This is a genomic window from Streptomyces glomeratus, from assembly GCF_021462825.1.
Lineage (GTDB): Bacteria > Actinomycetota > Actinomycetes > Streptomycetales > Streptomycetaceae > Streptomyces > Streptomyces glomeratus.
The window spans coordinates 17721-43765 of record NZ_JAKEEB010000031.1 but is presented as its reverse complement, the minus strand read 5'-3'; the positions used below and the strand labels follow the sequence as shown (position 1 = coordinate 43765).

Below are 26045 nucleotides of genomic sequence, written 5' to 3'. Positions count from 1 at the left end.
GACGGCTGACCGGACAGGCCGCCGATGCTCAGGGCCGGCCGGGGGCTGGGTTCACCTGAGCACCTCGAACGCGTCTCCCGGCTGGTCGAGTTCGCGGCGCATTCCGCCCGGCGGCTGAATGGGCAGCCGTGGCTCGCGGACCCCGGCTCCTCCGCCGCCCTCGCCCTCACCGAGGTCGAACCACACGGTGACCACGGCGCCGCGCGGCACCTCGGCGCCGGGCGGGGGATATTGGCGTACGACGTAGTCGACGACGGTGCGGTGGAAGTCCGGCCGGTCGGGAGCGGCGAGGGCCACGCCCTGCTTCTCGGCGGTCTCGCGGGCGTCCATCGCCATCAGACCGACCAGCCGCGGCACGCGCACTTCGGGTGTTTTGGGTGTTATAGGCACGGATGTCACCCCCAGCGGTACTGGAAGGGTAACCGGCTCACGGCGACCACCGGAAGCGTCGCGTCTCTTTCCGTGATAATCGACTACGCAGCGTCACCATTCCAGCCGGTAACAGTGCGCCTCCTGCTGCGACACCGGCGTGGTGAAGACCTCGGCGAGACTCATGCCCAGCCGCCGGGTGACCGCTATCGACCGGGCGTTACGGGCATTGACCATGGCCACCACGCCGCTCACCCCCGCCGCGCGCACCCGCTCCAGGGTCATCCGCGCGGCCGCCGTGACGTACCCCTTGCCCCAGTGCTCCCGCCCCAGCCGCCAGCCGATCTCGATCTCGCCCCGAGGCCCCCACTCCTGCGGCCACGGCTGGGCACCCGTGAAACCGATGACCCGACCGGATTCATCGAGCATGGTCCACAGGCAGAAGCCGTGCTCGGCGTCGTGCCGCCGCTGGCGGGCGGTGAGCTCCTCGTAGAAGGACAGCTCCGCGGACCTGCCGCCGTGGAACTCCATCACGTCCGGGTGGTCGAAGACCCGGTGCCAGGCGACGGCGTCCTCGTCGGTGGGAACGCGCAACCGTACTACGGGGAGAGCTCGGTTCACGGGGGGCAGCCCTTCAGCCGGGTGATCAATTCTGCTGCATAGACTGCCCATGTCCAGTGCCCGTCGGCACGTAGATTTCGAACCTGGGGGAGATCCCGCCGTGACCGAGCCCCTCTCCGACAACACCGCCGATGTGATCGTCGTGGGCGCGGGGCCAGCCGGCTCCACGACCGCGTACCACCTGGCCAGGGCCGGGCTCGACGTCCTCCTGCTGGAGAAGACCGAATTCCCCAGGGAGAAGGTCTGCGGCGACGGTCTCACCCCGCGCGCCGTCAAGCAGCTCGTGGCGATGGGCATCGACATCTCCGAGGAGGCCGGCTGGCTGCACAACAAGGGCCTGAGGATCGTCGGAGGCGGCGTGCGCCTCCAGCTGGACTGGCCGGAACTCGCCTCCTACCCGAACTACGGACTTGTCCGCAAACGCGACGACTTCGACGAGCAGCTGGCCCGGCAGGCGCAGAAGGCGGGCGCGCGCCTGTACGAACGCTGCAATGTCAGCGGCCCGGTCGTCGACGACCGCACCGGCCGCATCACCGGCGTCACCGCCAAGCTGGGCGAGGAGAAGCGCGAGGTCACCTTCCACGCGCCGCTCGTCGTCGCGGCGGACGGCAACTCCACCCGGCTCTCCCTGGCGATGGGCCTGCACCGGCGCGAGGACCGTCCGATGGGCGTCGCGGTCCGTACGTACTTCACCTCCCCGCGCCACGAGGACGACTACCTGGAGTCCTGGCTGGAGCTGTGGGACCGGCGCGGCGGCCAGGAGCGGCTGCTGCCGGGCTACGGCTGGATCTTCGGCATGGGCGACGGCACGAGCAATGTCGGCCTGGGCGTCCTCAACACCTCGGACTCCTTCAAGGAGCTGGACTGGCGCGAGGTGCTCAAGGCGTGGTGCGCCTCGATGCCCGAGGACTGGGGCTACACCCCCGAGAACATGACCGGCCCGATCCGCGGCGCCGCTCTCCCCATGGCCTTCAACCGCCAGCCGCACTACACCAAGGGCCTGCTGCTCGTCGGTGACGCGGGCGGACTGGTGAACCCCTTCAACGGTGAAGGCATCGCGTACGCCATGGAGTCGGGCCAGATCGCCGCGGACGTCATCGCCCAGGCCCTGGCCCGTGCCACCCCCGCCCAGCGCGAACTGGCCCTGCACAACTACCCGAAGATCCTCAAGGACACCTACGGCGGCTACTACACGCTGGGCCGCGCCTTCGTGAAGCTGATCGGCAACCCGAAGGTGATGAAGATCGCGGCGCAGCGCGGACTGACACACCCGATGCTGATGAAGTTCACGCTGAAGCTGCTGGCCAACCTGACGGACCCGACGGGCGGCGACGCGATGGACCGGATCATCAACGGCCTGTCGAAGGTGGCCCCGAAGGCGTAGCCGGAGCCGGCGTGCCGCGCCGGTGGGCGGTGGCGTGAGAGTGCTGTGGGTGACCCGTCCGTGACCTTCCGTCGCGCCGTGCCCTTCCGTACTCTTCCGTGCCCATGACAACCGAGCCTCTCGGAACCACCCGCAGACGCTTTCTCGCAGGAGCCGGAACAGCCGGGGCCCTCTCGTTATGGCCGGCCAGAGCCGCTGCCGCCGTCGGCAGGCGCGTCGCCGTCCTCGGCGGCGGTGTCTCCGGGCTCAGCGCCGCCCAGGAGCTCGCCGAACGCGGGTACGCCGTCACCGTCTACGAGTACTACGACGTGCTCGGCGGTAAGGCCCGCTCGATGGACGTCCCGGGAACCGGAACGGGCGGTCGCAAGCCGCTGCCCGGCGAACACGGCTTCCGCTTCTTCCCGGGCTTCTACCGGAACCTGCCGGACACCATGCGCCGCATCCCCTTCCCCGGCAACGCGAACGGCGTCCACGACAACCTCCGCAGCGGCACCGAGGCCCTCTTCGCACGCGAGGCGGGCCGCCCGGACCTGCACTTCCCGCTGCGCCGGCTCACCACCCCGCCGGCTCCCGGCGACATCACCTTGTCCTGGATCCGCGACCAGATCCTGTCCGTTCTGGACCTCGGCACCCGGCTGCCGGCGCACGAGGCCGCGTACTTCGCCGACCGCCTCCTCGTCCACCTCACCAGCTGCGACGCCCGCCGGGAGGACCAGTGGGAGAAGACCTCCTGGTGGGAGTTCGTCCGCGCCGAGGAGATGAGCGAGGAGTACCGCACGCTCCTCGGCATCGGACAGACCCGCAACCTCGTCGCCACCCGCGCGGAGGTCGCCTCCACCCGCACCGTCGGCCGCGTCATCATCGAGGCGCTGCTGCTGTGGGGCCTGCTCGGCCGCGGCATGGACGGCGACGCGGACATCGACCGGGTGCTCAACGCGCCGACGAGTGAGGCGTGGATCGATCCCTGGGCCGCCCACCTGCGCTCCCTCGGCGTGGAGTTCGTGCTCGGCACCGAGGTACGCGAGGTGCTGTACACGGGAGGGCGGGTCACCGGCGTACGGGTCCTCGACCGAGAGGGAGGCGCCGAACGCACCGTCACCGCCGACCACTACGTCCAGGCCATGCCCGTCGAGCACGCCCGCCGCACCTGGGGCGCCGCGCTGCGTGCCGCGGACCCGCAGCTCGCCCGGTGCGACGCGCTGGAGACGGACTGGATGACCGGTGTGCAGTTCTATCTGCGCACGCCCACGCCCGTCGTGCACGGGCACATCAACTGCCTCGACTCACCGTGGTCGGTGACGGGGATCGGGCAGGCGCAGTTCTGGGATGTACGGAACTTTTCAGAGGATTACGGCGACGGACGTGCCCACGACTGCGTCTCCGCGATCGTCTCGGAGTGGGACAAGCCCGGGATCCTGTACGGCAGGAAAGCCCGTGAGTGCACCCGGGAGGAGATCGTGGAGGAGTGCTGGGCGCAGCTGAAGGACGCCCTGAACGACTCCGGCAAGACGACGCTGACGGACGCCGACCGGCTGGGCTGGTTCATGGACCCGGCCGTGACCGGGCTGGGCGGGCCGGATCCGCAGAACCGCGAGCCGCTCCTGATCCACCCCACGGGCACGCTCTACAACCGTCCGTCGGCGAGGACCGCCGTTCGGAACTTCTTCCTCGCGGGTGATTACATCCGCACCGATGTCGACCTGGCGACCATGGAGGGCGCCAACGAGTCCGCGCGCCGGGCCGTCAACGCACTACTGGACGCGGACGGTTCGGGCGCCGAGCGCTGCCGGATCTGGGAGCTGTACCGCCCGCCGGAGCTGGAGCCCCTCAAACGCGTCGACGAGGTGCGCTATCGCCTCGGCCTGCCGAACACCTTCGACCTCGGGTGACGCGCGGGTGGGTGAAGGGGCGGCATGGGCCGGCGGTTACGCCCTTCGGGTGAGCCCGGGGAGGCGTTCGCCGGGGTGCGCCGGAATGTGACGGAATGCGCCGGAAGGGCCGCTGCCCCCGAGCGGCTGCGGCCCTTCTTCGGCGTGACTGCCGACGGATGTGTTCAGAGCACCCGGACCGCGCCGGTCGGCGGGTCGTACGACAGAGGCTTCTCCACGACACCGCTGGAGGGGTTCTGGGCGCCGACGAACATGCCGTCGCCGACGTACACCGCCACGTGGTACGCGCTGCCCGCGCTGCCCCAGTAGAGGATGTCGCCCGGCTGCAGATTGCTCAGCGAGACCTGGGTGCCGGCCGTCGACTGGTCCTGCGAGACGCGCGGCAGGCTGACGCCGATCTGCTTGAACGCGGTCTGCACGAGGCCCGAGCAGTCCCACGAGTTCGGACCGGTGCCCCCGGAGACGTATGCGTCGCCGAGCTGCGCCTTGACGAAGGCGATGACCGCGGCGGCGGAACCGGTGGCCGTGGACGTGCTCGTCGAGGTGCTGCCGGACGAGGACGGGGCGGACAGGACGGTCCGCTCGGCGCTGCGCGAGGCGGCGGCCGCCGTCTTGCGCGCGGCCTCGGCCTTCCGCTCGGCCTCCGCCGCCTTCTTCTTGGCCTGCGCGAGGTCCGCCTTGGCCTGCTTCGCGGCGTTTGCGGCGGCCGCGTCGCGTTCGGCCTGCAACTGGTAGTCGGCGGCGGCCTGCTGGGTAGCCTCCGCGGACTGCGCGACCTGCGTGGCCATGTCGGCCGTCAGGGTGGGCAGTTCGAGGGTCTGCGTCACAGGCTCGGCGGCGTTCGCCGAGGCCGACGCACCGGCTACGGCCAGCGTGCTGAGGACGCCACCCGCAACTCCGGCCCGCATCGCGATCGTCGACGCGCTGCGGTTGCGGGGCTTCCGGTGGCTGCGTATGTGAGCGGTGTGGGACATGAGTACAACGGGTATCAGGGGCTCCTCCATACCTTCAAGAAACGTGTGGTGCGCCACAGTTGTTCAATCGGTGCTCCAAACCCCGGGTGTGCCGCTCTTTATTGACGCCGTAACGGGCATTGCGGACACTGGTGATCAAGCCTGTGATCACGTGTTTTCGTCGTTACGTCCGGATTGCTCTGCGCCTATCACCGGTTACGGCGCATGGCCAAGCCCGCCTTTTGCGACCCCGCGCAGGTGTGGCGCAGGTCACGGAACGGTCACCGCAGGGGCGGCGTCTCGTGCGCGGATGGCGCCGCTCGGCGCTCGTGAACGCGCACACCTTCACGTATGACCACATCCGCCTCCGCTTGTGAACGTGTGCACGCGTCCACAGGCGACCCGCCCTTCCCTCTCAGGTGTGAACGAGTGCCCCTATCAAGAGATCCGGTCCGGCGCGAATTTGCCTTGAGAAGCTGATCTTTGATAGTGCGAGCCGCCTGCGACCAGCGAAGACGAGCGAAAATGTCACCTCTTGGTGATCGCTCGACTGCTTCGCGTACGAAGATCACCGCTCATCCGACTTCATGATCCTTCGCCGGGTGGTGGAGATCACAAAGTACGTGGGGACCCCCGTGTCGCAGATCACATACCCCCGGGCATAAGATGCGGGGCAGTTGGGCTTGTGACCTGCTTCACATGTCCGCGATCTTCGCCGGGGCCGGCGAGGCTCGTGGGGCTCGTGGGGCGATGTGAGCCCAGCGCGCCAGCAGTCAGTGCCGACTGAGAGGAGCGAGGAGCGGTGAACGCGTATGCGCCCATCCTCGTACTGGGAGCCCTCGGGGCAGGCTTTGCGATCTTCTCCGTGGTCATGGCCACGCTGATCGGTCCGAAGCGGTACAACCGCGCCAAGCTCGAGGCCTACGAGTGCGGCATCGAACCGACCCCCACGCCGGCCGGCGGCGGGCGCTTCCCGATCAAGTACTACCTGACGGCGATGCTCTTCATCGTCTTCGACATCGAGATCGTCTTCCTCTATCCGTGGGCCGTCACCTTCGACGCCCTCGGGATTTTCGGGCTCGTGGAGATGCTGCTCTTCGTGCTCACCGTCTTCGTCGCCTACGCGTACGTATGGCGGCGCGGCGGCCTGGAATGGGACTGAGGGGCCTTTAGTCATGGGACTCGAAGAAAAGCTGCCGAGCGGTTTCCTTCTGACCACCGTCGAGCAGGCCGCGGGCTGGGTGCGCAAGGCGTCGGTCTTCCCCGCCACATTCGGCCTCGCCTGCTGTGCCATCGAGATGATGACCACCGGCGCCGGCCGTTACGACCTGGCGCGCTTCGGCATGGAGGTCTTCCGCGGCTCGCCCCGGCAGGCGGACCTGATGATCGTCGCCGGCCGGGTCAGCCAGAAGATGGCGCCGGTCCTGCGGCAGGTGTACGACCAGATGCCGAACCCCAAGTGGGTGATCTCCATGGGGGTCTGTGCCTCCTCGGGCGGCATGTTCAACAACTACGCGATCGTCCAGGGCGTCGACCACATCGTCCCCGTCGACATCTATCTGCCCGGCTGCCCGCCGCGGCCGGAGATGCTGATGGACGCGATCCTCAAGCTGCACCACAAGATCCAGACCTCGAAGCTCGGCGTCAACGCCGAGGAGGCGGCCCGCGAGGCGGAGGAAGCGGCGCTCAAGGCCCTCCCGACGATCGAGATGAAGGGGCTGCTGCGATGAGCGATGCGAAGAGCGACGGCACGAGCACGCCGGGCAACGGACCGGACGGGCAGGGCAACGGCGTGAACGGGGCCGCGGCGAACGGCAACGGCGTCAACCCGGAGAAGGACCTCGGCGCCGCCAACCTGCCGGGCATGCGCGGCGACCACGGGGAGGAGATCCGCGTCCAGCGCGGCATGTTCGGCGCCAACAACGGCGGCGACACCTCCGGATACGGCGGACTGGTCCGCTCCATCCGGCTCCCGGGCGCGGCCACCCGCCCCTACGGCGGCTGGTTCGACGAGGTCGCCGACGAACTGGAGGGCGCCCTGGAGGAACAGGGACTCGTCCCCGAGAACGCCATCGAGAAGACGGTCGTCGACCGCGGCGAGCTGACCTTCCACATCGAGCGCGAGTACCTCGTCGCCGTCGCCCAGACCCTTCGCGACGACCCGGCGCTCCGCTTCGAACTGTGCACCGGCGTGAGCGGAGTGCACTACCTCGGCGACAAGGGCCGCGAACTGCACGCCGTCTACCACCTGCGCTCGATCACCCACAACCGGCTGATCCGCCTGGAGGTCAGCGCCCCCGACGCCGACCCGCACATCCCGTCGCTCGTCTCCGTCTATCCCACCAACGACTGGCACGAGCGCGAGACGTACGACTTCTTCGGCCTGGTCTTCGACGGCCACCCGGCGCTGACGCGGATCATGATGCCCGACGACTGGCAGGGGTTCCCGCAGCGCAAGGACTACCCCCTCGGCGGCATCCCCGTCGAGTACAAGGGCGCCCAGATCCCGGCTCCGGACCAGCGGAGGTCGTACTCATGAGCACGCAGACTCCGTCCTCCGCCTCCTCGCGCGAGACGACCGAGGGCACCGTCTACACGGTCACCGGCGGCGACTGGGACGAGGTCGTCCAGTCCGCGGCCCGCGCCGACGACGAGCGCCTCATCGTCAACATGGGCCCGCAGCACCCGTCCACGCACGGCGTGCTCAGGCTCATCCTGGAGATCGAGGGAGAGACCGTCACCGAGGCCCGCTGCGGCATCGGCTACCTCCACACCGGCATCGAGAAGAACCTCGAGTACCGCACGTGGACACAGGGCACCACGTTCGTGACGCGCATGGACTATCTGACGCCGTTCTTCAACGAGACGGCGTACTGCCTCGCGGTCGAGAGGCTTCTCGGCATCGAGGACCAGATCCCCGACCGCGCCACGCTCATCCGCGTGCTCCTGATGGAGCTGAACAGGATGTCGTCCCACCTGGTGTGCATCGCCACCGGCGGCATGGAGCTCGGCGCCACCACCATCATGATCTACGGCTTCCGCGACCGGGAACTGATCCTCGACATCTACGAGCTGATCACCGGCCTGCGGATGAACCACGCCTACATCCGCCCCGGCGGACTCGCCCAGGACCTGCCGCCGGGCGCGGTGGACCAGATCCGCGAGTTCGTGAAGAAGATGAAGAAGAACCTCCCGGAGTACGACAAGCTCGCCACCGGGAACCCCATCTTCAAGGCCCGGATGCAGGACATCGGCTACCTGGACCTGGCCGGCTGCATGGCCCTGGGCGCCACCGGCCCGATCCTGCGCTCCGCGGGCCTGCCGCACGACCTGCGCAAGGCACAGCCCTACTGCGGCTACGAGACCTACGACTTCGACGTCCCGACCGCCGACACCTGCGACGCCTACGGCCGCTTCCTCATCCGCCTGGAGGAGATGCGCCAGTCGCTCAGGATCATCGAGCAGTGCCTGGACCGGCTGGCGCCCGGCCCGGTCATGGTCGCCGACAGGAAGATCGCCTGGCCCGCCCAGCTCGCCCTGGGACCGGACGGGCTCGGCAACTCCCTCGATCACATCAAGAAGATCATGGGCACCTCCATGGAGGCCCTGATCCACCACTTCAAGCTGGTGACCGAGGGCTTCCGCGTCCCGCCGGGACAGGCGTACGCCGCGGTCGAGTCGCCCAAGGGCGAACTCGGCGTGCACGCCGTGTCCGACGGCGGCACGCGCCCCTACCGGGTCCACTTCCGCGACCCGTCCTTCACCAATCTGCAAGCCATGGCGGCGATGTGCGAGGGCGGCCAGGTCGCCGACGTGATCGTCGCCGTAGCGTCCATCGACCCCGTGATGGGAGGCGTCGACCGGTGACCACCAGTTCTTCGGAGCGGGGCGTCAGCCTGGGCATGCCCGAGCTGCCCGCGCCCGCCTACCCGGACGACGTCCGAGCGCGCCTGGAGCGGGACGCGCACGACATCGTCGGCCGCTACCCGGACTCCCGGTCCGCCCTCCTGCCGCTGCTGCACCTCGTGCAGTCGGAGGAGGGCCACGTCACCCGTACCGGGATGCGGTTCTGCGCAGACATCCTGGGCCTGACCACGGCCGAGGTCTCCGCGGTGGCCACCTTCTACACGATGTACCGGCGGGGACCCTCCGGTGACTACCAGGTGGGTGTCTGCACCAACACGCTGTGCGCCGTGATGGGCGGCGACGCGATCTTCGCCGCCCTCCAGGAGCACCTGGGCGTCGGCAACGGCGAGACCACCGAGGACGGCAAGGTCACCCTGGAGCACATCGAGTGCAACGCGGCCTGCGACTTCGCGCCGGTCCTGATGGTCAACTGGGAGTTCTTCGACAACCAGACGCCCGAGAGCGCCAAGCGCCTGGTCGACGACCTTCGGGCGGGACGGCAGGTCGACCCGACCCGCGGTGCCCCCTTGTGCACCTTCAAGGAGACCGCCCGGATGCTGGCCGGCTTCCCCGACGAACGGGAGGGGGCCGTGGAGGCGACCGGCAGCGCGGGCCCGGCCTCCCTGGTGGGGCTGCGGCTGGCCAAGGGAGAGACGGCCGCCGCGCGCGTCGTGCACCCGCGCGACGGCGGGCCGCACGACGAGCACCGGGACGGGGCGCCGGGGGACACGGCGGTGCACGAGCCGTCACCGGCCGAGCACCTCAGCTCGCACGACGCGCCGCAGGACACATCGGCCTCCGACCCCGCCCACCCGTCACCCACCAGCGCCCGTGACGGAGGGGATTCGTCCCACACCACCGATTCCGCTGGGCCCGTCGACGAGGAGGGGTAGTGATGACTTTGGCACCCCAGATCAACGAGACCAGCCCCGAGAAGCTCCTGGCACCCGTGCTGTCGGCCTTCTGGGACGAGGAGAAGTCCTGGACGCTGGACGTCTACCGGAGGCACGAGGGGTACGAGGGGCTCCGCAAGGCGCTCGCCATGTCGCCCGACGACGTGATCGCGTATGTCAAGGAATCCGGGCTGCGCGGCAGGGGCGGCGCGGGATTCCCGACGGGAATGAAGTGGCAGTTCATTCCCCAGGGTGATGGCAAGCCTCACTATCTTGTTGTCAACGCCGACGAGTCGGAGCCCGGAACCTGCAAGGACATTCCGCTCCTCTTCGCGAACCCGCACAGCCTCATCGAGGGCATCGTCATCGCGTGCTACGCCATCAGGTCGTCGCATGCCTTCATCTATCTGCGGGGTGAAGTGATCCCCGTACTGCGGCGGTTGCACTCGGCCGTACGCGAGGCGTACGAGGCGGGCTACCTCGGCGAGAACGTCCTCGGCAGCGGACTCGACCTCGAACTCACCGTGCACGCGGGCGCGGGCGCGTACATCTGCGGTGAGGAGACCGCACTGCTCGACTCGCTCGAAGGCCGCCGTGGCCAACCGCGGCTCCGTCCCCCCTTCCCTGCGGTCGCGGGCCTGTACGCGTGCCCGACTGTTGTGAACAACGTCGAGTCCATCGCCTCGGTTCCCGCGATCCTGCAGCGGGGCAAGGAATGGTTCCGGTCGATGGGGAGCGAGAAGTCCCCCGGCTTCACGCTCTACTCGCTCAGCGGCCATGTCGCCAGCCCCGGCCAGTACGAGGCCCCGCTCGGCATCACGCTCCGCCAGCTCCTCGACATGAGCGGCGGCATGCGGCCCGGCCACCGCCTGAAGTTCTGGACGCCCGGCGGCTCCTCGACGCCGATGTTCACCGACGAGCACCTCGACGTCCCGCTCGACTACGAGGCCGTGGGCGCCGCCGGCTCCATGCTCGGCACCAAGGCTCTTCAGTGCTTCGACGAGACGACCTGCGTGGTGCGGGCCGTCACCCGCTGGACCGAGTTCTACGCCCACGAGTCCTGCGGCAAGTGCACACCCTGCCGTGAAGGAACGTACTGGCTGGTGCAGTTGCTGCGGGACATTGAGGCGGGCAAGGGCACGATGGCCGACCTCGACAAGCTCGCCGACATCGCCGACAACATCAACGGCAAGTCCTTCTGCGCCCTCGGCGACGGCGCCGCCTCGCCGATCTTCTCCTCCCTCAAGTACTTCCGCGAGGAGTACGAGGAGCACATCACGGGCCGGGGCTGCCCCTTCGACCCGGCCAAGTCCACGGCCTGGGCGGACAAGCCCGCGGAGGTGACCGCATGACTGTGACCACCAGCGCTCCCTCGGGAGGGGGCCAGGCGGCGGTCCCGCCGGAGGACCTCGTCACGCTGACGATCGACGGCATCGAGATCAGCGTGCCCAAGGGCACCCTGGTCATCCGCGCCGCCGAACAGCTCGGCATCGAGATCCCCCGCTTCTGCGACCACCCCCTGCTGGACCCGGCCGGCGCCTGCCGCCAGTGCATCGTCGAGGTCGAGGGCCAGCGCAAGCCCATGGCGTCCTGCACGATCACCTGTACGGACGGGATGGTCGTGAAGACTCATCTCACCTCGCCCGTCGCCGAGAAGGCCCAGAAGGGTGTGATGGAGCTCCTGCTCATCAACCACCCGCTGGACTGCCCCGTCTGCGACAAGGGCGGCGAGTGCCCGCTGCAGAACCAGGCCATGTCGCACGGCCACGCCGAGTCCCGCTTCGAGGGCAGGAAGCGGACGTACGAGAAGCCCGTGCCGATCTCCACCCAGGTACTGCTCGACCGGGAGCGGTGCGTGCTGTGCGCCCGCTGCACCCGGTTCTCCAACCAGATCGCGGGCGACCCGATGATCGAGCTGCTCGAGCGGGGCGCGCTCCAGCAGGTCGGCACCGGCGAGGGCGACCCCTTCGAGTCGTACTTCTCCGGGAACACCATCCAGATCTGCCCGGTCGGCGCCCTCACGTCGGCGGCGTACCGCTTCCGCTCCCGCCCCTTCGACCTGGTCTCGTCGCCGTCGGTGTGCGAGCACTGCTCCGGCGGCTGCGCGACGCGCACGGACCACCGGCGCGGCAAGGTCATGCGGCGGCTCGCGGCCGACGACCCCGAGGTCAACGAGGAGTGGATCTGCGACAAGGGACGGTTCGCGTTCCGGTACGCGCAGATGAGGGACCGGCTCGACACCCCGCTGGTGCGGGGCGAGTCCGGGGAACTGGAGCCCGCCTCCTGGCCCCAGGCGCTGCAGGCCGCCGCCGAGGGGCTGCTCGCCGCGCGGGGCCGGGCCGGTGTGCTGACCGGTGGGCGGCTGACCGTCGAGGACGCCTACGCGTACAGCAAGTTCGCGCGCGTGGCGCTCGACACCAACGACATCGACTTCCGCGCGCGTGTGCACAGCGGCGAGGAGGCCGACTTCCTGGCCGCCAGGGTCGCGGGGCGCGGCCGTGACCTCGACGGCACCGGCGTCACCTACACCGCCCTGGAGAAGGCGCCCGCCGTCCTGCTCGTCGGGTTCGAGGCAGAGGAGGAGGCGCCCGGCGTCTTCCTGCGGCTGCGCAAGGCCTGGCGGGGGCACGGCCAGCAGGTGTTCGCCCTCGCCACGCACGCCACCCGGGGCCTGACGAAGGCCGGAGGCACCCTGCTGCCGGCCGCACCCGGCACCGAGACCGAGTGGCTGGACGCTCTGGCCGGCCGGGTCGGCCTGGAGGAGGACGGCGTACGGGCCGCCGAGGCCCTGCGCGCCGAGGGCGCGGTGATCGTCGTCGGTGAGCGCCTCGCCGACGTGGCGGGCGGACTCACCGCCGCCGTACGGACCGCGGCCGCCACCGGTGCGCGGCTGGTGTGGATCCCACGCCGGGCCGGGGAGCGCGGCGCGGTCGAGGCGGGCGCGCTGCCCACGCTGCTGCCCGGCGGGCGCCCGGCCACCGACCCGCGCGCGCGGGACGAGGTCGCCGCCGCCTGGGGCGTCGCCGATCTCCCGCAGCGTTACGGCCGGGACACGGGCCAGATCGTCGAGGCCGCGGTCTCCGGCGAACTGCGGGCCCTGGTGATCGCCGGTGTCGAGGTCGCCGACCTGCCCGATCCGGCACGCGCGCGTGAAGCGCTCTCCTCGGTGGGCTTCCTGGTCTCGCTGGAACTGCGTCCCGGTGAGGTCACCGAACACGCCGACGTGGTCCTGCCGGTCGCGGCGGTCGCAGAGAAGGCCGGCACCTTCCTCAACTGGGAGGGCCGGGCCCGCTTCTTCGAGGCGGCGCTCAAGCCCGACCAGATGACCCGGCCCCCGGCGCCGAGCGACGCGCGCGTGCTCCACATGCTCGCCGACGCCATGGACGTCCACCTGGGGCTGCCCGATCTGCGGACCGTGCGGACGGAGCTGGACCGGCTCGGCCCCTGGGAGGGACTGCGGGCCGCCAACCCCCTGGAGATCGGGGGCCAACTGCCCCGCCCTGCCACCGGGGAGGCGGTGCTCGCCGGTCACCGGCTGCTGCTCGACCAGGGACGTCTCCAGGAGGGCGACGAGGCGCTCGCCGGTACCCGCCACGCGGCACGCGCGCGGTTGTCCGCCGCCACCGCCGCCGAGGCCGGGGTCAAGGACGGCGACCTCCTGGCCGTCAGCGGCCCCTCGGGATCCGTGGAACTCCCGCTGCAGATCACCGAGATGCCGGACCGGGTGGTCTGGCTCCCGCTGAACTCCACCGGCGGGGGCGTCGCCTCCGACACCGGTGCGCTGCCCGGCAACCTCGTCCGCATCGGCCCGGCGACACCCGCCGCCGGGGACCCCAAGGAGGTGGAGGCGTGAGCCCGTACCTCGCCGCTGAAGACCTTTCCATGTTCGGCCGCGACCCCTGGTGGCTGATCGCGATCAAGGCGGTCTTCTGCTTCGCCTTCCTGATGGTGACCGTGCTGTTCTCCATCGTCTGGGAGCGCAAGGTCGTCGCCTGGATGCAGCTGCGCATCGGCCCGAACCGGCACGGCCCCTGGGGCATGCTCCAGTCGCTCGCCGACGGTGTGAAGCTGATGCTGAAGGAAGACCTCATCGTCAAGCGCGCCGACAAGGTGGTCTACCTTCTCGCGCCGATCGTCGCGGCCATCCCGGCCTTCATGGCGATCGCGGTGATCCCCTTCGGGCCCGCCGGCAACGAGATCTCGATCTTCGGCCACCGCACCGCGATGCAGCTCACCGACCTGCCGATCGCGATGCTGTACATCCTCGCGGTCGCCTCGGTCGGCATCTACGGCATCGTCCTCGCCGGCTGGAGCTCCGGGTCCACCTATCCGCTGCTCGGCGGCCTGCGTTCCTGCGCACAGATGATCTCGTACGAGATCGCCATGGGCGCCGCCTTCGCCTCCGTCTTCCTCTACTCCGGGTCGATGTCGACGTCGAGGATCGTCGAGCAGCAGCACGACCGCTGGTACATCCTGCTGCTGCCGGTCTCGTTCATCATCTACATCGTCACGATGGTCGGCGAGACCAACCGCGCCCCCTTCGACATGCCCGAGTCCGAGGGCGACCTGGTGGGCGGCTTCAACACCGAGTACTCGTCGATCAAGTTCGCGATGTTCATGCTCGCCGAGTACGTGAACATGGTGACGGTCTCCGCAGTGTCGACCACGCTCTTCCTCGGCGGCTGGCGGGCGCCCTGGCCGATCAGCGGCTTCTGGGCCGGGGCGAACCACGGCTGGTGGCCGCTGCTCTGGTTCGTCGTCAAGGTGCAGCTGCTGCTGTTCTTCTTCATCTGGCTGCGCGGCACGCTCCCGCGCGTCCGCTACGACCAGCTGATGAAGCTCGGCTGGAAGGTCCTCATCCCGGTCTCCGTGGTCTGGCTGATGCTCGTCGCGACAGTGCGGGCGCTGCGTAACGAGAACTACGGATTCTCCGACATCGCCCTGTATGTCGCCGGTGGCGTCCTCGCGCTGCTGCTGCTGTCGTTCCTCGTCGACCTGTTCCGCGCGAAGGACAAGGAGGCCGAGCGGCCCGCGGCGGCGGAGCCCGCCGTGTTCGACCCGATGGCGGGCGGCTTCCCCGTTCCGCCGCTGCCGGGGCAGACGCTGCCGCCCGTGCCGAGGCGCCGCTCGCGCCGGGAGCGGGAGCTGATTGTCAGTGGTGGGCCGGACACTGTCAGTGACGGATCTTCGGATGGAAAGGAGGCGTCCGATGGCTGAGGATCCCAAGGAGACCAAGCCCGGTTTCCAGAACCCCGTGGCCGGCTTCGGCGTGACCTTCAAGGCCATGTTCAAGAAGCGGCTGACCGAGCAGTACCCGGAGCAGAAGAAGACCACGGCCCCGCGGTTCCACGGACGGCACCAGCTCAACCGCCATCCGGACGGCCTGGAGAAGTGCGTCGGCTGCGAGCTGTGCGCCTGGGCCTGCCCCGCCGACGCGATCTACGTGGAGGGCGCGGACAACACCGACGAGGAGCGCTACTCCCCGGGCGAGCGCTACGGGCGGGTTTACCAGATCAACTACGCCCGCTGCATCCTGTGCGGCCTGTGCATCGAGGCGTGCCCCACGCGCGCGCTCACGATGACGAACGAGTTCGAGCTGGCCGACTCCAGCCGCGCCAACCTGATCTACACCAAGGAGCAGCTGCTCGCCGGCCTCGACGACGGCATGGTCGACACGCCGCACGCCATCTACCCGGGGACGGACGAGCAGGACTACTACCGGGGCCTGGTGACGGAGGCGGCGCCCGGCACGGTGCGTCAGGTCGCCGTCTCCACGGGAGAACGGGATCAATCGGCAGGCCCTTCGGGCGCGGCGGAAGAACAGGGGGCGGACGCATGAGCCCGCAACTCGCCGCTTACACGACCTCCACCGGAGAGGCCTTCCAGTTCTGGGTCCTCGGCACGGTCGCGGTGATCGGCGCCCTGTGCACCGTCTTCATGAAGAAGGCCGTGCACAGCGCGCTCTGCCTGGCCGGCACCATGATCGTCCTGGCGGTGTTCTACCTCGCCAACGGCGCCTACTTCCTCGGCATCGTCCAGATCGTCGTCTACACCGGCGCGATCATGATGCTGTTCCTGTTCGTGGTGATGCTGGTCGGAGTCACCGCGGCGGACTCCCTGAAAGAGACCATCAAGGGCCAGCGCTGGCTGGCCCTTCTGTGCGGGGTCGGCTTCGGCGTCCTGCTGCTCGCGGGCATCGCCAACGCGTCCCTGAAGGACTTCGACGGCCTGGGCAAGGCGAACGCGAACGGCAATGTGGAGGGTCTCGCGGCCCTCATCTTCACCAAGTACGTCTTCGCCTTCGAAATCACCGGCGCCCTGCTCATCACGGCCGCGGTCGGCGCCATGGTGCTCACCCACCGCGAGCGCACCGAGCGGGCCAGGACCCAGCGGGAGCTGTCCGAGCAGCGCGTGCGGGAGGGCAAGCACGTCCCGCCGCTGCCGGCCCCCGGCGTCTACGCCCGGCACAACGCGGTGGACATCGCGGGCCTCCTCCCGGACGGCACCGCGTCCGAGCTGACCGTGAGCAAGACGCTCCGGGACCGCGGTCAGATCCGTGACGTGTCCGACGAGGCCATCAGCGATCTGAAGGCACTGGAGCAGCGCGCAGCCGAGCGCCTGGAGCGGGGCGAGGACGAGCGGCCGGCGCTCAAGAGGAGCGAGGAGGCGTCGAAGTGAACCCGGTCAACTACCTGTACCTCGCCGCGCTGTTGTTCACGATCGGCGCCACCGGTGTGCTGATCCGGCGGAACGCGATCGTGGTGTTCATGTGCATCGAGCTGATGCTGAACGCCTGCAACCTCGCGTTCGTCACCTTCTCCCGGATGCACGGCAATCTCGACGGCCAGATCATCGCCTTCTTCACGATGGTCGTCGCCGCAGCGGAGGTCGTGGTCGGGCTCGCGATCATCGTGTCGCTGTTCCGTACCCGCCATTCGGCCTCGGTCGACGACGCCAGCCTGATGAAGCTGTAAGGGGTCGGAAGAATCGTGGAGAACCTGATTGCGCTGCTGATCGCGGCGCCCCTGCTCGGAGCGGCCGTCCTGCTGTGCGGCGGCAGAAGGCTGGATGCGGTCGGTCACTGGATCGGCACCGTGCTGGCCGCCGCCTCCTTCGTCCTCGGCGTCGTCCTCTTCACCGGCATGCTGGGGAAGGCCGCCGACCACCGGACCCTGACGCAGCACCTGTTCAGCTGGATCCCGGTGGGCGGCTTCCAGGCCGACGTCACCTTCCGGCTCGACCAGCTGTCGATGACGTTCGTCCTGCTGATCACCGGTGTCGGCTCGCTCATCCACCTGTACTCGGTCGGGTACATGGAACACGACGAGCGCCGGCGCCGCTTCTTCGGCTATCTGAACCTGTTCCTCGCGGCGATGCTGCTGCTCGTCCTCGCCGACAACTACCTTCTGCTGTACGTCGGCTGGGAGGGCGTCGGTCTGGCCTCCTATCTGCTGATCGGCTTCTGGCAGCACAAGCCCAGCGCGGCGACGGCGGCGAAGAAGGCATTCCTCGTCAACCGCGTCGGCGACATGGGCCTGTCGATCGCGATCATGCTGATGTTCACGACGTTCGGGACCTTCGCCTTCGGGCCGGTCTTCGCGGACGTGGACAGGACGGGCCAGGGCAAGCTCACCGCCATCGGTCTGATGCTGCTGCTCGCCGCCTGCGGCAAGTCCGCGCAGGTACCGCTGCAGTCCTGGCTCGGCGACGCGATGGAGGGCCCGACCCCGGTCTCGGCCCTCATCCACGCCGCGACCATGGTGACCGCCGGCGTGTACCTGATCGTCCGCTCCGGCGCGATCTTCAACGCCGCGCCCGACGCACAGCTGGCCGTCACCGTGGTCGGCGCGGTCACGCTCCTGTTCGGTGCGATCGTCGGTTGCGCCAAGGACGACATCAAGAAGGCGCTGGCCGGTTCGACCATGTCGCAGATCGGCTACATGGTGCTGGCTGCCGGCCTCGGCCCCATCGGCTATGTCTTCGCGATCATGCACCTGGTGACGCACGGCTTCTTCAAGGCCGGGCTGTTCCTCGGCGCCGGCTCGGTCATGCACGGCATGAACGACGAGGTCGACATGCGCAGATACGGCGGGCTGAGGAAGTACATGCCGGTCACGTTCGTCACCTTCGGCCTCGGCTACCTCGCCATCATCGGCTTCCCGGGCCTGTCCGGCTTCTTCTCCAAGGACAAGATCATCGAGGCGGCGTTCGCCAAGGGCGGCACCGAGGGCTGGATCCTCGGCGGCGCGGCCCTGCTGGGCGCGGCCATCACGGCGTACTACATGACCCGCGTGATGCTGATGACGTTCTTCGGCGAGGAGCGGTGGCGCAACGCCCCGACCCCGTCCCCGGCCGAGCCCAGCGTGGAGCCCGCGGCCGAGACCCGGGGCGAGCACGCGGAACCGCATCCGCACGAGTCGCCGGGGGTCATGACGATCCCGATGATCGTGCTGGCCTTCGGGTCGGTGTTCGCGGGAGGTCTCTTCTCGGTCGGCGACCGCTTCCTGCGCTGGCTGGAGCCCGTCACCGGGCACTCGGAGGGCCACTCGCCGGTCAGCGCACTGACGGTCACCGCCTCCACCCTGGTGCTGCTCGTCGTGGGTGCCGGCATCGCCTACGCCCAGTACGGCCGCCGTCCGGTGCCGGCCGTCGCCCCGCGCGGGTCGCTGCTCACCCGGGCCGCCCGGCGCGACCTTCTGCAGGACGACTTCAACCATGTCGTCCTGGTGCGCGGCGGAGAGCACCTCACCCGGTCCCTGGTGTACGTGGACCACACCTTGGTCGACGGCGTCGTCAACGGCACGGCCGCCTCGGTCGGCGGTCTGTCCGGCCGGCTGCGCCGACTGCAGAACGGCTACGCACGGTCGTACGCCGTCTCGATGTTCGGCGGTGCGGCGGTGCTCGTCGCCCTGACCCTGCTGATGAGGGCGGTCTGATAGCGATGTCCTTTCCTCTTCTGACAGCGACGGCGGTGCTCCCGGCCGTGGGGGCGATCGCCACGGCCGCGGTCCCGGCCGCGCAGCGCACCGCAGCCAAGTGGCTGGCGCTGGTCGTCTCACTCGCCACGCTCGCGCTTGCCGCGGTGGTCGCCTTCCGCTTCGCACCGGGCGGCGCGCGCTACCAGTTCACCGAATCGCATGCCTGGATCAAGGACTTCGGGGTGCGGTACGAGCTGGGGGTGGACGGCATCGCGGTGGCGCTGATCGCGCTGACCGCACTGCTGATCCCGTTCGTGATCCTCGCGGGCTGGCACGACGCCGATCCGATGGAGACCGGAAGCCGCCGCTGGCGCCCGACACAGGGCTTCTTCGCCCTGATCCTCGCCGTCGAGGCGATGGTGATCCTCTCCTTCGAGGCCACCGACGTCTTCCTCTTCTACATCTTCTTCGAAGCCATGCTCATCCCGATGTACTTCCTCATCGGCGGCTTCGGGGACCACGCCCACGAGCACGGCGAGCAGGCGGCGTCCACGCAACGCTCGTACGCCGCCGTGAAGTTCCTCCTCTACAACCTGGTCGGCGGCCTGATCATGCTGGCCGCGGTGATCGGCCTCTATGTGCAGGCGGGGAACTTCTCGCTCCCGGAGATCGTGCAGGCACGGGCGAACGGCTCGCTGCACATGGCGACCGGCACGGAACGCTGGCTCTTCCTCGGCTTCTTCTTCGCCTTCGCGGTGAAGGCGCCGCTGTGGCCGCTGCACACCTGGCTGCCCAACGCCATGGGCGAGGCCACCGCCCCGGTGGCCGTCCTGATCACGGCGGTCGTCGACAAGGTGGGCACGTTCGCGATGCTGCGCTTCTGCCTCCAGCTGTTCCCGGAGGCGAGCAAGTGGGCGACGCCCGTCATCCTCGTCCTGGCGCTCATCAGCATCATCTACGGGGCACTGCTCGCGGTCGGCCAGCGGGACATCAAGCGGCTGGTGGCATACGCCTCGATCTCGCACTTCGGCTTCATCATCCTGGGAATCTTCGCGATGACGACCCAGGGCCAGTCCGGCGCGACGCTGTACATGGTGAACCACGGGATCTCCACCGCCGCCCTGATGCTGGTGGCGGGCTTCCTGATCTCGCGCCGCGGCTCGCGTCTGATCGCCGACTACGGAGGCGTCCAGAAGGTGGCGCCGGTGCTCGCCGGCACCTTCCTGATCGGCGGCCTGGCCACGCTGTCCCTGCCGGGACTCGCGCCCTTCGTCAGTGAGTTCCTGGTCCTGGTCGGCACGTTCACGCGCCATCCGGCGATCGGCATCATCGCCACCTTCGGCATCGTCCTCGCCGCGCTGTACACCCTGGTCCTCTACCAGAGGACGATGACGGGCCCGGTGAAGACGGAGGTCGCCGCCATGCCGGACCTGCGCGTGCGCGAGCTGCTCGTGATCGCCCCGCTGATCGCCCTGCTGATCTTCCTGGGCGTCTATCCGAAGCCCGTCGCCGACATCGTCAACCCGGCGGTCCGGCACACCATGTCCGACGTACACCAGACCGATCCCAAGCCCGAGGTGGAGGCGGCCAAATGAGCGCAGCAGCCGTCCACAGCCTGTGGACAACCGCGGCCGACCCGATCTCGAAGATCCAGGCGCCGAAGATCGAATACGGGCAGTTGTCGCCGACCTTGATCGTCATCGGCGCGGCGCTCGTCGGAGTGCTGATCGAGGCGTTCGTCCCGCGCGCCTCCCGCTACTACGCGCAGGTGTTCGTCTCGGTCGTCGCGCTCGCCGCCGCTTTCGCCGCGGTCGTGGCGCTCGCGGCCGACGGCTACGGCACCACCAAGGCGCACATCGCGGCGATGGGAGCGATCGCGGTCGACGGTCCGTCCCTGTTCCTGCAAGGCACGATCCTGCTGGCCGGCCTGCTCGGCGTGTTCACCTTCGCCGAGCGGCGCCTGGACCCGGCCGCGCACGGCAACCGGGTCGACTCGTTCGCCGCGCAGGCCGCGTCGGTACCGGGCAGCGACAGCGAGAAGGCCGCCGTGAAGGCCGGCTTCACCACCACCGAGGCGTTCCCGCTGCTGCTGTTCGCGGTCGGCGGCATGCTCGTCTTCCCCTCGGCCAACGACCTGCTGACTCTCTTCGTGGCCCTGGAGGTCTTCTCCCTGCCGCTGTACCTGCTGTGCGCCCTGGCCCGCCGTAAGCGGCTCATGTCGCAGGAGGCCGCGGTCAAGTACTTCCTGCTCGGCGCGTTCGCCTCCGCGTTCACCCTGTTCGGCATCGCGCTGCTGTACGGGTACTCCGGCTCGGTGTCGTACGCCACGATCGCCCAGGTCGTCGACGGCACGGTCACGAACGTCGACCCGGCGCTCGCGAACACCATGGGCAACGACGCGCTGCTGCTGGTCGGGACCGCACTGATCGGGATGGGCCTGCTGTTCAAGGTGGCCGCGGTGCCGTTCCACATGTGGACGCCGGACGTGTACCAGGGTGCGCCGACCCCGGTGACCGGCTTCATGGCGGCGGCGACCAAGGTGGCGGCGTTCGGTGCGCTGCTGCGGCTGCTGTACGTCGTCCTGCCGGGCATGCGCTGGGACTGGCGGCCGGTGATGTGGGCGGTCGCGATCGTCACCATGCTGGGCGGCGCGATCGTCGCGATCACACAGACCGACATCAAGCGTCTGCTCGCCTACTCGTCGATCGCGCACGCGGGCTTCATCCTCGCGGGTGTCATCGCGACATCGAAGGACGGCGTGTCGTCCGTCCTGTTCTACCTGGCCGCGTACTCCTTCGTGACGATCGGCGCCTTCGCCGTCGTGACGCTGGTCCGCGACGCGGGCGGCGAGGCGACGCACCTGTCCAAGTGGGCGGGGCTCGGACGCAGGTCGCCGCTGGTTGCGGCCGTGTTCGCGGTGTTCCTGCTGGCCTTCGCGGGTATCCCGCTGACTTCCGGGTTCGCCGGGAAGTTCGCGGTGTTCAAGGCGGCGGCGGAGGGCGGGGCGATCCCGCTGGTCGTGATCGGTGTGATCTCGTCCGCGATCGCCGCGTTCTTCTACATCCGCGTGATCGTCCTGATGTTCTTCAGCGAACCGCGCCCCGAGGGCCCGACGGTCGCGGTGCCCTCGCCGCTGACGATGACGGCGATCGCGGTGGGCGTGGCGGTCACGGTGGTGCTGGGTGTGGCGCCCCAGTACTTCCTGGATCTGGCGAGTCAGGCGGGGGTCTTCGTGCGCTGACGAGCCCTCGCCGCATACGACGGCCCGGTGCCCGCTCGGGGGGTGCCGGGCCGTTCTGCGCGCGGTCCTACGGGTTCGGCGCGCGGCGCGCCTTGATCTGGGTGAGGTCAAGGTCCACGGGGAACGGGACGTCCACCTTCATACGCTCCCGGAAGATACCCACGCTGGTGTACGCGCCGGTCGTGTGCTCCAGCTCGAAGGCGTGCACCGCGGCACGGCCCTTCTCGTTCTCGACCCGCCAGTAGTGGGGGATCTTGGCCCGGGCGTACTTCACGGGCTTGGTCTCGCGGTCGCGGGAGACGGAGTCCTCCGAGACGACCTGGATGGCCAGGACGACGGCAGCCGCCGGGAACCGGGTCTGCTGCAGGTCGTCCACCACGTCCTCACGCACGACGACCACGTCCGGCTCTGGCCTGTTCTGACGGTCGATGTCGATGGTGAACTCGCGAACGACCTCAAGGTCAGCGGGCGCCACGGACTGGAGCTGCCAGTTGAAGAAGTCGACCGCGCGTGCGTGAAAGACGGTCTGCGGACCCACGAAGACCAGGCTCCCGTCGATCAGTTCCGTATGCGGAGGCAGATTCGGAAGCCGGTCCAGGTCGTCGGCGGTCCAGCCGCCCTCCGGCGGGATCGGCCAGTCGGATGCGGACGCCCTCGGTACGACGCTCATCAGTGCTCCCATGGGACGGAGTCTCGCCGGTGCATTCAGACTATCGGCGGGAAACGGGCAGGTCTCCCACGTACGTGTGAGCGACTGCCGTGTCCTTGACCTGGGGTGCACGCCGCGGCCTGTGGATAACTCCGGGCCTGTCGGCGCGGCCCCCTATCGTGGACGTCGTGGTCGAGGGACGACACACGGGGGACGGGCGATGGACGGGACGGCTGTGATGACCGAGGCGGGCGTGATGCCGGCGCCGAACGGCGGGAGCGAGGCGCGAGCCACGCTGCACCGGGTCTTCGGGTACGAGACCTTCCGCGACGAGCAGGAAGAGATCATCGAGCATGTGGTGGCCGGCGGCGACGCGGTCGTCCTCATGCCGACCGGCGGCGGCAAGTCGCTGTGCTACCAGATCCCGGCCCTGGTCAGACCCGGCACCGGCGTGGTGGTCTCGCCGCTGATCGCGCTGATGCAGGACCAGGTGGACGCGCTGCGGGCGCTCGGCGTGCGCGCCGGGTTCGTCAACTCCACGCAGGACTTCGACGAGCGGCGTGTGATGGAGGCGGAGTTCCTGGCCGGTGAGCTCGACCTGCTCTATCTGGCCCCGGAGCGGCTCCGTCTGGAGTCCACCCTCGACCTGCTCTCCCGCGGCAAGATCTCGCTGTTCGCGATCGACGAGGCGCACTGCGTGTCCCAGTGGGGCCACGACTTCCGTCCCGACTACCTGTCCCTGTCCGTGCTCGGTGAGCGCTGGCCGGATGTGCCCCGGATCGCCCTCACCGCGACGGCGACGCACGCCACGCACCAGGAGATCACCCAGCGGCTGAACATGCCGGGGGCCCGTCACTTCGTGGCGAGCTTCGACCGGCCCAACATCCAGTACCGGATCGTCCCGAAGGCCGACCCCAAGAAGCAGCTGCTGTCGTTCCTGCGCGAGGAGTACCCGGGCGAGGCAGGCATCGTCTACTGCCTTTCACGCAATTCGGTGGAGAAGACGGCGGAGTTCCTGACCCGCAACGGCATCGACGCGGTGCCGTACCACGCGGGCCTGGACGCGGGCACGCGAGCGGCGCACCAGTCCCGCTTCCTGCGCGAGGACGGGCTGGTCGTCGTCGCGACCATCGCGTTCGGGATGGGCATCGACAAGCCGGACGTACGGTTCGTCGCGCATCTGGACCTGCCGAAGTCGGTCGAGGGCTACTACCAGGAGACGGGCCGGGCGGGCCGCGACGGACTGCCGTCCACGGCCTGGATGGCGTACGGGCTGAACGACGTCATACAACAGCGCAAGCTGATCCAGTCCGGAGAGGGCGACGAGTCGTTCCGCCGCCGGGCCCAGGCGCACCTGGATGCCATGCTGGCGCTGTGCGAGACCGCGCAGTGCCGCCGTGGCCGGCTGCTCGCCTACTTCGGACAGGACTTCGAGACGGGCGGCTGCGGCAACTGCGACACGTGTCTGGTGCCGCCGGAGACCTGGGACGGCACCATCGCGGCCCAGAAGGTGCTGTCCACGGTGTGGAGACTGGACCGGGAACGCCGGCAGAAGTTCGGGGCGGTGCAGATCGTCGACATTCTGCTGGGGCGGCGCACGGCCAAGGTCATCCAGTTCGACCACGACCAGCTGTCGGTGTTCGGTATCGGCGAGGAGCTGACCGAGGGCGAATGGCGGGGTGTCATCCGCCAGTTGCTGGCACAGGGCCTGCTCGCGGTCGAGGGTGAGTACGGGACGCTGGTGCTGACCGAGGCCAGTGGGACGGTGCTGCGGCGGGAGCGCGAGGTGCCCCTGCGCAAGGAGCCCCCCAAGCCCGTGGTCGCGCGGTCCGCGGCCCCGAAGGGCGAGCGTGCACCGAAGGCAGCGGCCGAGCTACCGCCGGAGCTTCTGCCCGTCTTCGAGGCCCTGCGCTCCTGGCGCGCGGCCCAGGCGAAGGAACAGGGCGTCCCGGCATACGTGATCTTCCACGACGCGACGCTCCGCGAGATCGCTGCGGTTCGCCCGAAGACGGTGGCGGAGCTCGCCACGATCAGCGGAGTGGGAGAGAAGAAACTCGCGACGTACGGGGAGGGCGTGCTCGGAGTGCTGGCCGCTCTGGACGGCGGTCCCGTGGACGGCGGTTCGGTGGACGGCGGTTCGGTGCCGGACGAGGCCCAGGACCCGGAGTGGCCGGAGCCCGAGGACGAGCCCGAGCCGGAGGACTGGATATAGGTACGGCCGGGGAGCGCCGCCGTCTCTCCCCGGCCGGAGGCGGCTACAGCGCCCGCCCCGCATAGGCCCGGACGTCGGCGTCCGAGTCCGTGACCGCGGTGGCCAGCGCCGCGCGGGCCTCCTCGTCGGCCGGTGCGTGCCGGGCCAGCGCCAGTACCGCCGCCTTGCGGACGTCGGCGTTGGCGTCCCCGAGCGTCTTGGCCAGTGCGGGCACCGCCACCTCGGCGTCCGCGGCGGACAGCGCGGTGGCGGCACCGGCCCGCACCTGCCAGGCGGTATCCGCCAGCGCCCGCACGGCCCGGGCCGCCGAAGCGCTCGCGCACCCGGCGGAGGCGAGCGCCTCCGAGGCGGCGGCGCGGACGAGCACATCGGGGTCCTTGATCAGCTCCTCCAGCGTTCCGCCGGCCGAGGCGGCCCCCGCCAGGTTCCCGAGGGCCTTGGCCACGGCGACCCGGACCTCGCGGGAGGGATCGGCCGCCGCCCGGCCCAGCGCCTCGGCCGCGTCGACCGACACGAGGGCGCGGACGGCCTCGATGCGGACGGTGGTGTCGGAGTCGGTGAGGGCGCCGGCGAACAGTTCGGCGTCGCCGAGGCGCAGCGCGCGCAGTACGACGAGGACGGCGGCCCGTACCACCGGCTCGGGTTCGGACAGGGCCTCGACGAGGCCGTGGCGCAAGGGTGGTTCGGGCGGCAGCGTCTCGACCAGTTCGCGCAGCCTGAGCTTCAGGTAGACCGGGCCCCGGTCGGAGGCGACCTCCGCCGCGAAGCGGCCGGCCGTCCTGCTCGGCCGACTGGGCCGCTGGGCACGGGGGCGGGGACGGTGTCCCGCATGCGGGGGGGGAGGGGGGAGTCCGCCGCGGCGTAGGACGTCCGCGGCAGCCAGCGCGTCAGCCGGCGGCCCAGGAGTTCCACCGCCGTGGAGGTCACCCAGCCGAGCACGCCTGGGACTGGTAGCCCACGATGACGGTCACCGTGGAACCTGCGTCCGCCCGCGCACCCGTGCCACAGGC

At 69.7% G+C, this 26045-nt stretch carries 22 protein-coding genes; 17 read left to right on the top strand and 5 right to left on the bottom strand.

The window, feature by feature from the left end:
• Positions 1 to 51 precede the first annotated feature (51 nt).
• Entirely contained in the window at positions 52 to 390 is a 339-nt protein-coding gene (locus LZ604_RS27520) for a PASTA domain-containing protein (RefSeq protein ID WP_234518294.1), read from the bottom strand.
• Positions 391 to 483: 93 nt separating this feature from the next.
• On the bottom strand, positions 484 to 990 hold the full coding sequence (locus LZ604_RS27515; RefSeq protein WP_234518292.1) for a GNAT family N-acetyltransferase: 507 nt from the start codon (positions 988 to 990) through the stop codon (positions 484 to 486).
• Positions 991 to 1039: 49 nt separating this feature from the next.
• Between LZ604_RS27515 and LZ604_RS27510 the strand changes: the two genes are divergently transcribed.
• Positions 1040 to 2374: a geranylgeranyl reductase family protein gene (locus LZ604_RS27510; RefSeq protein WP_234518290.1), complete on the top strand. Its 1335-nt coding sequence runs from the start codon at positions 1040 to 1042 to the stop codon at positions 2372 to 2374.
• A 104-nt stretch (positions 2375 to 2478) separates the two neighbouring features.
• The gene (locus LZ604_RS27505) at positions 2479 to 4263 is read left to right on the top strand and encodes a hydroxysqualene dehydroxylase (protein ID WP_234518289.1); all 1785 of its coding nucleotides are present in this window, start codon (positions 2479 to 2481) and stop codon (positions 4261 to 4263) included.
• A 164-nt stretch (positions 4264 to 4427) separates the two neighbouring features.
• Here the strand turns inward: LZ604_RS27505 and LZ604_RS27500 are convergent, their stop codons facing one another.
• Positions 4428 to 5237: a C40 family peptidase gene (locus LZ604_RS27500; RefSeq protein WP_234518288.1), complete on the bottom strand. Its 810-nt coding sequence runs from the start codon at positions 5235 to 5237 to the stop codon at positions 4428 to 4430.
• A 781-nt stretch (positions 5238 to 6018) separates the two neighbouring features.
• On the opposite strand from LZ604_RS27500, the gene LZ604_RS27495 reads away from it, so the two are divergent.
• The 14 genes from LZ604_RS27495 to nuoN are packed head-to-tail and all read left to right on the top strand — an operon-like array spanning position 6019 to position 22174.
• Positions 6019 to 6378: an NADH-quinone oxidoreductase subunit A gene (locus tag LZ604_RS27495; protein WP_003992243.1), complete on the top strand. Its 360-nt coding sequence runs from the start codon at positions 6019 to 6021 to the stop codon at positions 6376 to 6378.
• A gap of 13 nt (positions 6379 to 6391) precedes the next feature.
• On the top strand, positions 6392 to 6946 hold the full coding sequence (locus LZ604_RS27490; protein ID WP_023547484.1) for a NuoB/complex I 20 kDa subunit family protein: 555 nt from the start codon (positions 6392 to 6394) through the stop codon (positions 6944 to 6946).
• Positions 6943 to 7755, top strand: coding sequence for an NADH-quinone oxidoreductase subunit C (locus LZ604_RS27485; RefSeq protein ID WP_234518287.1), 813 nt, complete (start codon positions 6943 to 6945; stop codon positions 7753 to 7755). Before LZ604_RS27490 ends, LZ604_RS27485 begins: the two co-directional genes overlap by 4 nt.
• The gene (locus LZ604_RS27480; RefSeq protein WP_234518286.1) at positions 7752 to 9083 is read left to right on the top strand and encodes an NADH-quinone oxidoreductase subunit D; all 1332 of its coding nucleotides are present in this window, start codon (positions 7752 to 7754) and stop codon (positions 9081 to 9083) included. Before LZ604_RS27485 ends, LZ604_RS27480 begins: the two co-directional genes overlap by 4 nt.
• Positions 9080 to 10015 carry an NADH-quinone oxidoreductase subunit NuoE gene (gene nuoE / locus LZ604_RS27475; RefSeq protein ID WP_234518285.1) on the top strand — a complete coding sequence of 312 codons (936 nt, stop codon included), beginning with the start codon at positions 9080 to 9082 and terminating at the stop codon, positions 10013 to 10015. Before LZ604_RS27480 ends, nuoE begins: the two co-directional genes overlap by 4 nt.
• A gap of 2 nt (positions 10016 to 10017) precedes the next feature.
• Complete coding sequence (nuoF, locus tag LZ604_RS27470; protein ID WP_234518284.1) at positions 10018 to 11367, top strand: NADH-quinone oxidoreductase subunit NuoF; 1350 nt, start codon at positions 10018 to 10020, stop codon at positions 11365 to 11367.
• Positions 11364 to 13868: an NADH-quinone oxidoreductase subunit G gene (locus tag LZ604_RS27465; RefSeq protein WP_234518283.1), complete on the top strand. Its 2505-nt coding sequence runs from the start codon at positions 11364 to 11366 to the stop codon at positions 13866 to 13868. Before nuoF ends, LZ604_RS27465 begins: the two co-directional genes overlap by 4 nt.
• Complete coding sequence (gene nuoH, locus LZ604_RS27460) at positions 13865 to 15232, top strand: NADH-quinone oxidoreductase subunit NuoH (RefSeq protein ID WP_234518281.1); 1368 nt, start codon at positions 13865 to 13867, stop codon at positions 15230 to 15232. Before LZ604_RS27465 ends, nuoH begins: the two co-directional genes overlap by 4 nt.
• On the top strand, positions 15225 to 15854 hold the full coding sequence (gene nuoI, locus LZ604_RS27455; protein WP_234518280.1) for an NADH-quinone oxidoreductase subunit NuoI: 630 nt from the start codon (positions 15225 to 15227) through the stop codon (positions 15852 to 15854). Before nuoH ends, nuoI begins: the two co-directional genes overlap by 8 nt.
• Positions 15851 to 16693 (top strand): NADH-quinone oxidoreductase subunit J, encoded by an 843-nt coding sequence (locus tag LZ604_RS27450; RefSeq protein WP_234518279.1) that lies wholly within the window; start codon positions 15851 to 15853, stop codon positions 16691 to 16693. Before nuoI ends, LZ604_RS27450 begins: the two co-directional genes overlap by 4 nt.
• Positions 16690 to 16989 (top strand): NADH-quinone oxidoreductase subunit NuoK, encoded by a 300-nt coding sequence (gene nuoK, locus LZ604_RS27445; protein ID WP_023547474.1) that lies wholly within the window; start codon positions 16690 to 16692, stop codon positions 16987 to 16989. The genes LZ604_RS27450 and nuoK overlap by 4 nt, the downstream gene beginning before the upstream one ends.
• 15 nt (positions 16990 to 17004) lie before the next feature.
• Entirely contained in the window at positions 17005 to 18951 is a 1947-nt protein-coding gene (gene nuoL, locus LZ604_RS27440) for an NADH-quinone oxidoreductase subunit L (protein ID WP_234518277.1), read from the top strand.
• A gap of 5 nt (positions 18952 to 18956) precedes the next feature.
• Complete coding sequence (locus LZ604_RS27435) at positions 18957 to 20528, top strand: NADH-quinone oxidoreductase subunit M (protein WP_234518276.1); 1572 nt, start codon at positions 18957 to 18959, stop codon at positions 20526 to 20528.
• Positions 20525 to 22174: an NADH-quinone oxidoreductase subunit NuoN gene (gene nuoN, locus LZ604_RS27430; RefSeq protein ID WP_234518275.1), complete on the top strand. Its 1650-nt coding sequence runs from the start codon at positions 20525 to 20527 to the stop codon at positions 22172 to 22174. Before LZ604_RS27435 ends, nuoN begins: the two co-directional genes overlap by 4 nt.
• 67 nt (positions 22175 to 22241) lie before the next feature.
• On the opposite strand, the gene LZ604_RS27425 is transcribed toward nuoN, so the two are convergent.
• Complete coding sequence (locus LZ604_RS27425) at positions 22242 to 22844, bottom strand: Uma2 family endonuclease (RefSeq protein WP_234518346.1); 603 nt, start codon at positions 22842 to 22844, stop codon at positions 22242 to 22244.
• A 199-nt stretch (positions 22845 to 23043) separates the two neighbouring features.
• On the opposite strand from LZ604_RS27425, the gene recQ reads away from it, so the two are divergent.
• Positions 23044 to 25035 carry a DNA helicase RecQ gene (recQ, locus tag LZ604_RS27420; protein ID WP_234518274.1) on the top strand — a complete coding sequence of 664 codons (1992 nt, stop codon included), beginning with the start codon at positions 23044 to 23046 and terminating at the stop codon, positions 25033 to 25035.
• A gap of 43 nt (positions 25036 to 25078) precedes the next feature.
• Here recQ and LZ604_RS27415 read toward each other — a convergent pair whose 3' ends face one another.
• Positions 25079 to 25711 (bottom strand): HEAT repeat domain-containing protein, encoded by a 633-nt coding sequence (locus tag LZ604_RS27415; protein ID WP_372482209.1) that lies wholly within the window; start codon positions 25709 to 25711, stop codon positions 25079 to 25081.
• Positions 25712 to 26045 lie beyond the last annotated feature (334 nt).

Excerpts from the sequence above, each read along its gene's own strand:
- LZ604_RS27510 (WP_234518290.1), top strand. The coding sequence starts at position 1,040 with ATGTCCAGTGCCCGTCGGCACGTAGATTTCGAACCTGGGGGAGATCCC.
- LZ604_RS27505 (WP_234518289.1), top strand. The coding sequence starts at position 2,479 with ATGACAACCGAGCCTCTCGGAACCACCCGCAGACGCTTTCTCGCAGGA.
- LZ604_RS27500 (WP_234518288.1), bottom strand. The coding sequence starts at position 5,237 with ATGTCCCACACCGCTCACATACGCAGCCACCGGAAGCCCCGCAACCGC.
- LZ604_RS27490 (WP_023547484.1), top strand. The coding sequence starts at position 6,392 with ATGGGACTCGAAGAAAAGCTGCCGAGCGGTTTCCTTCTGACCACCGTC.
- LZ604_RS27485 (WP_234518287.1), top strand. The coding sequence starts at position 6,943 with ATGAGCGATGCGAAGAGCGACGGCACGAGCACGCCGGGCAACGGACCG.
- LZ604_RS27480 (WP_234518286.1), top strand. The coding sequence starts at position 7,752 with ATGAGCACGCAGACTCCGTCCTCCGCCTCCTCGCGCGAGACGACCGAG.
- nuoF (WP_234518284.1), top strand. The coding sequence starts at position 10,018 with ATGACTTTGGCACCCCAGATCAACGAGACCAGCCCCGAGAAGCTCCTG.
- LZ604_RS27465 (WP_234518283.1), top strand. The coding sequence starts at position 11,364 with ATGACTGTGACCACCAGCGCTCCCTCGGGAGGGGGCCAGGCGGCGGTC.
- nuoI (WP_234518280.1), top strand. The coding sequence starts at position 15,225 with ATGGCTGAGGATCCCAAGGAGACCAAGCCCGGTTTCCAGAACCCCGTG.
- LZ604_RS27450 (WP_234518279.1), top strand. The coding sequence starts at position 15,851 with ATGAGCCCGCAACTCGCCGCTTACACGACCTCCACCGGAGAGGCCTTC.
- LZ604_RS27435 (WP_234518276.1), top strand. The coding sequence starts at position 18,957 with ATGTCCTTTCCTCTTCTGACAGCGACGGCGGTGCTCCCGGCCGTGGGG.
- nuoN (WP_234518275.1), top strand. The coding sequence starts at position 20,525 with ATGAGCGCAGCAGCCGTCCACAGCCTGTGGACAACCGCGGCCGACCCG.
- LZ604_RS27425 (WP_234518346.1), bottom strand. The coding sequence starts at position 22,844 with ATGAGCGTCGTACCGAGGGCGTCCGCATCCGACTGGCCGATCCCGCCG.
- recQ (WP_234518274.1), top strand. The coding sequence starts at position 23,044 with ATGGACGGGACGGCTGTGATGACCGAGGCGGGCGTGATGCCGGCGCCG.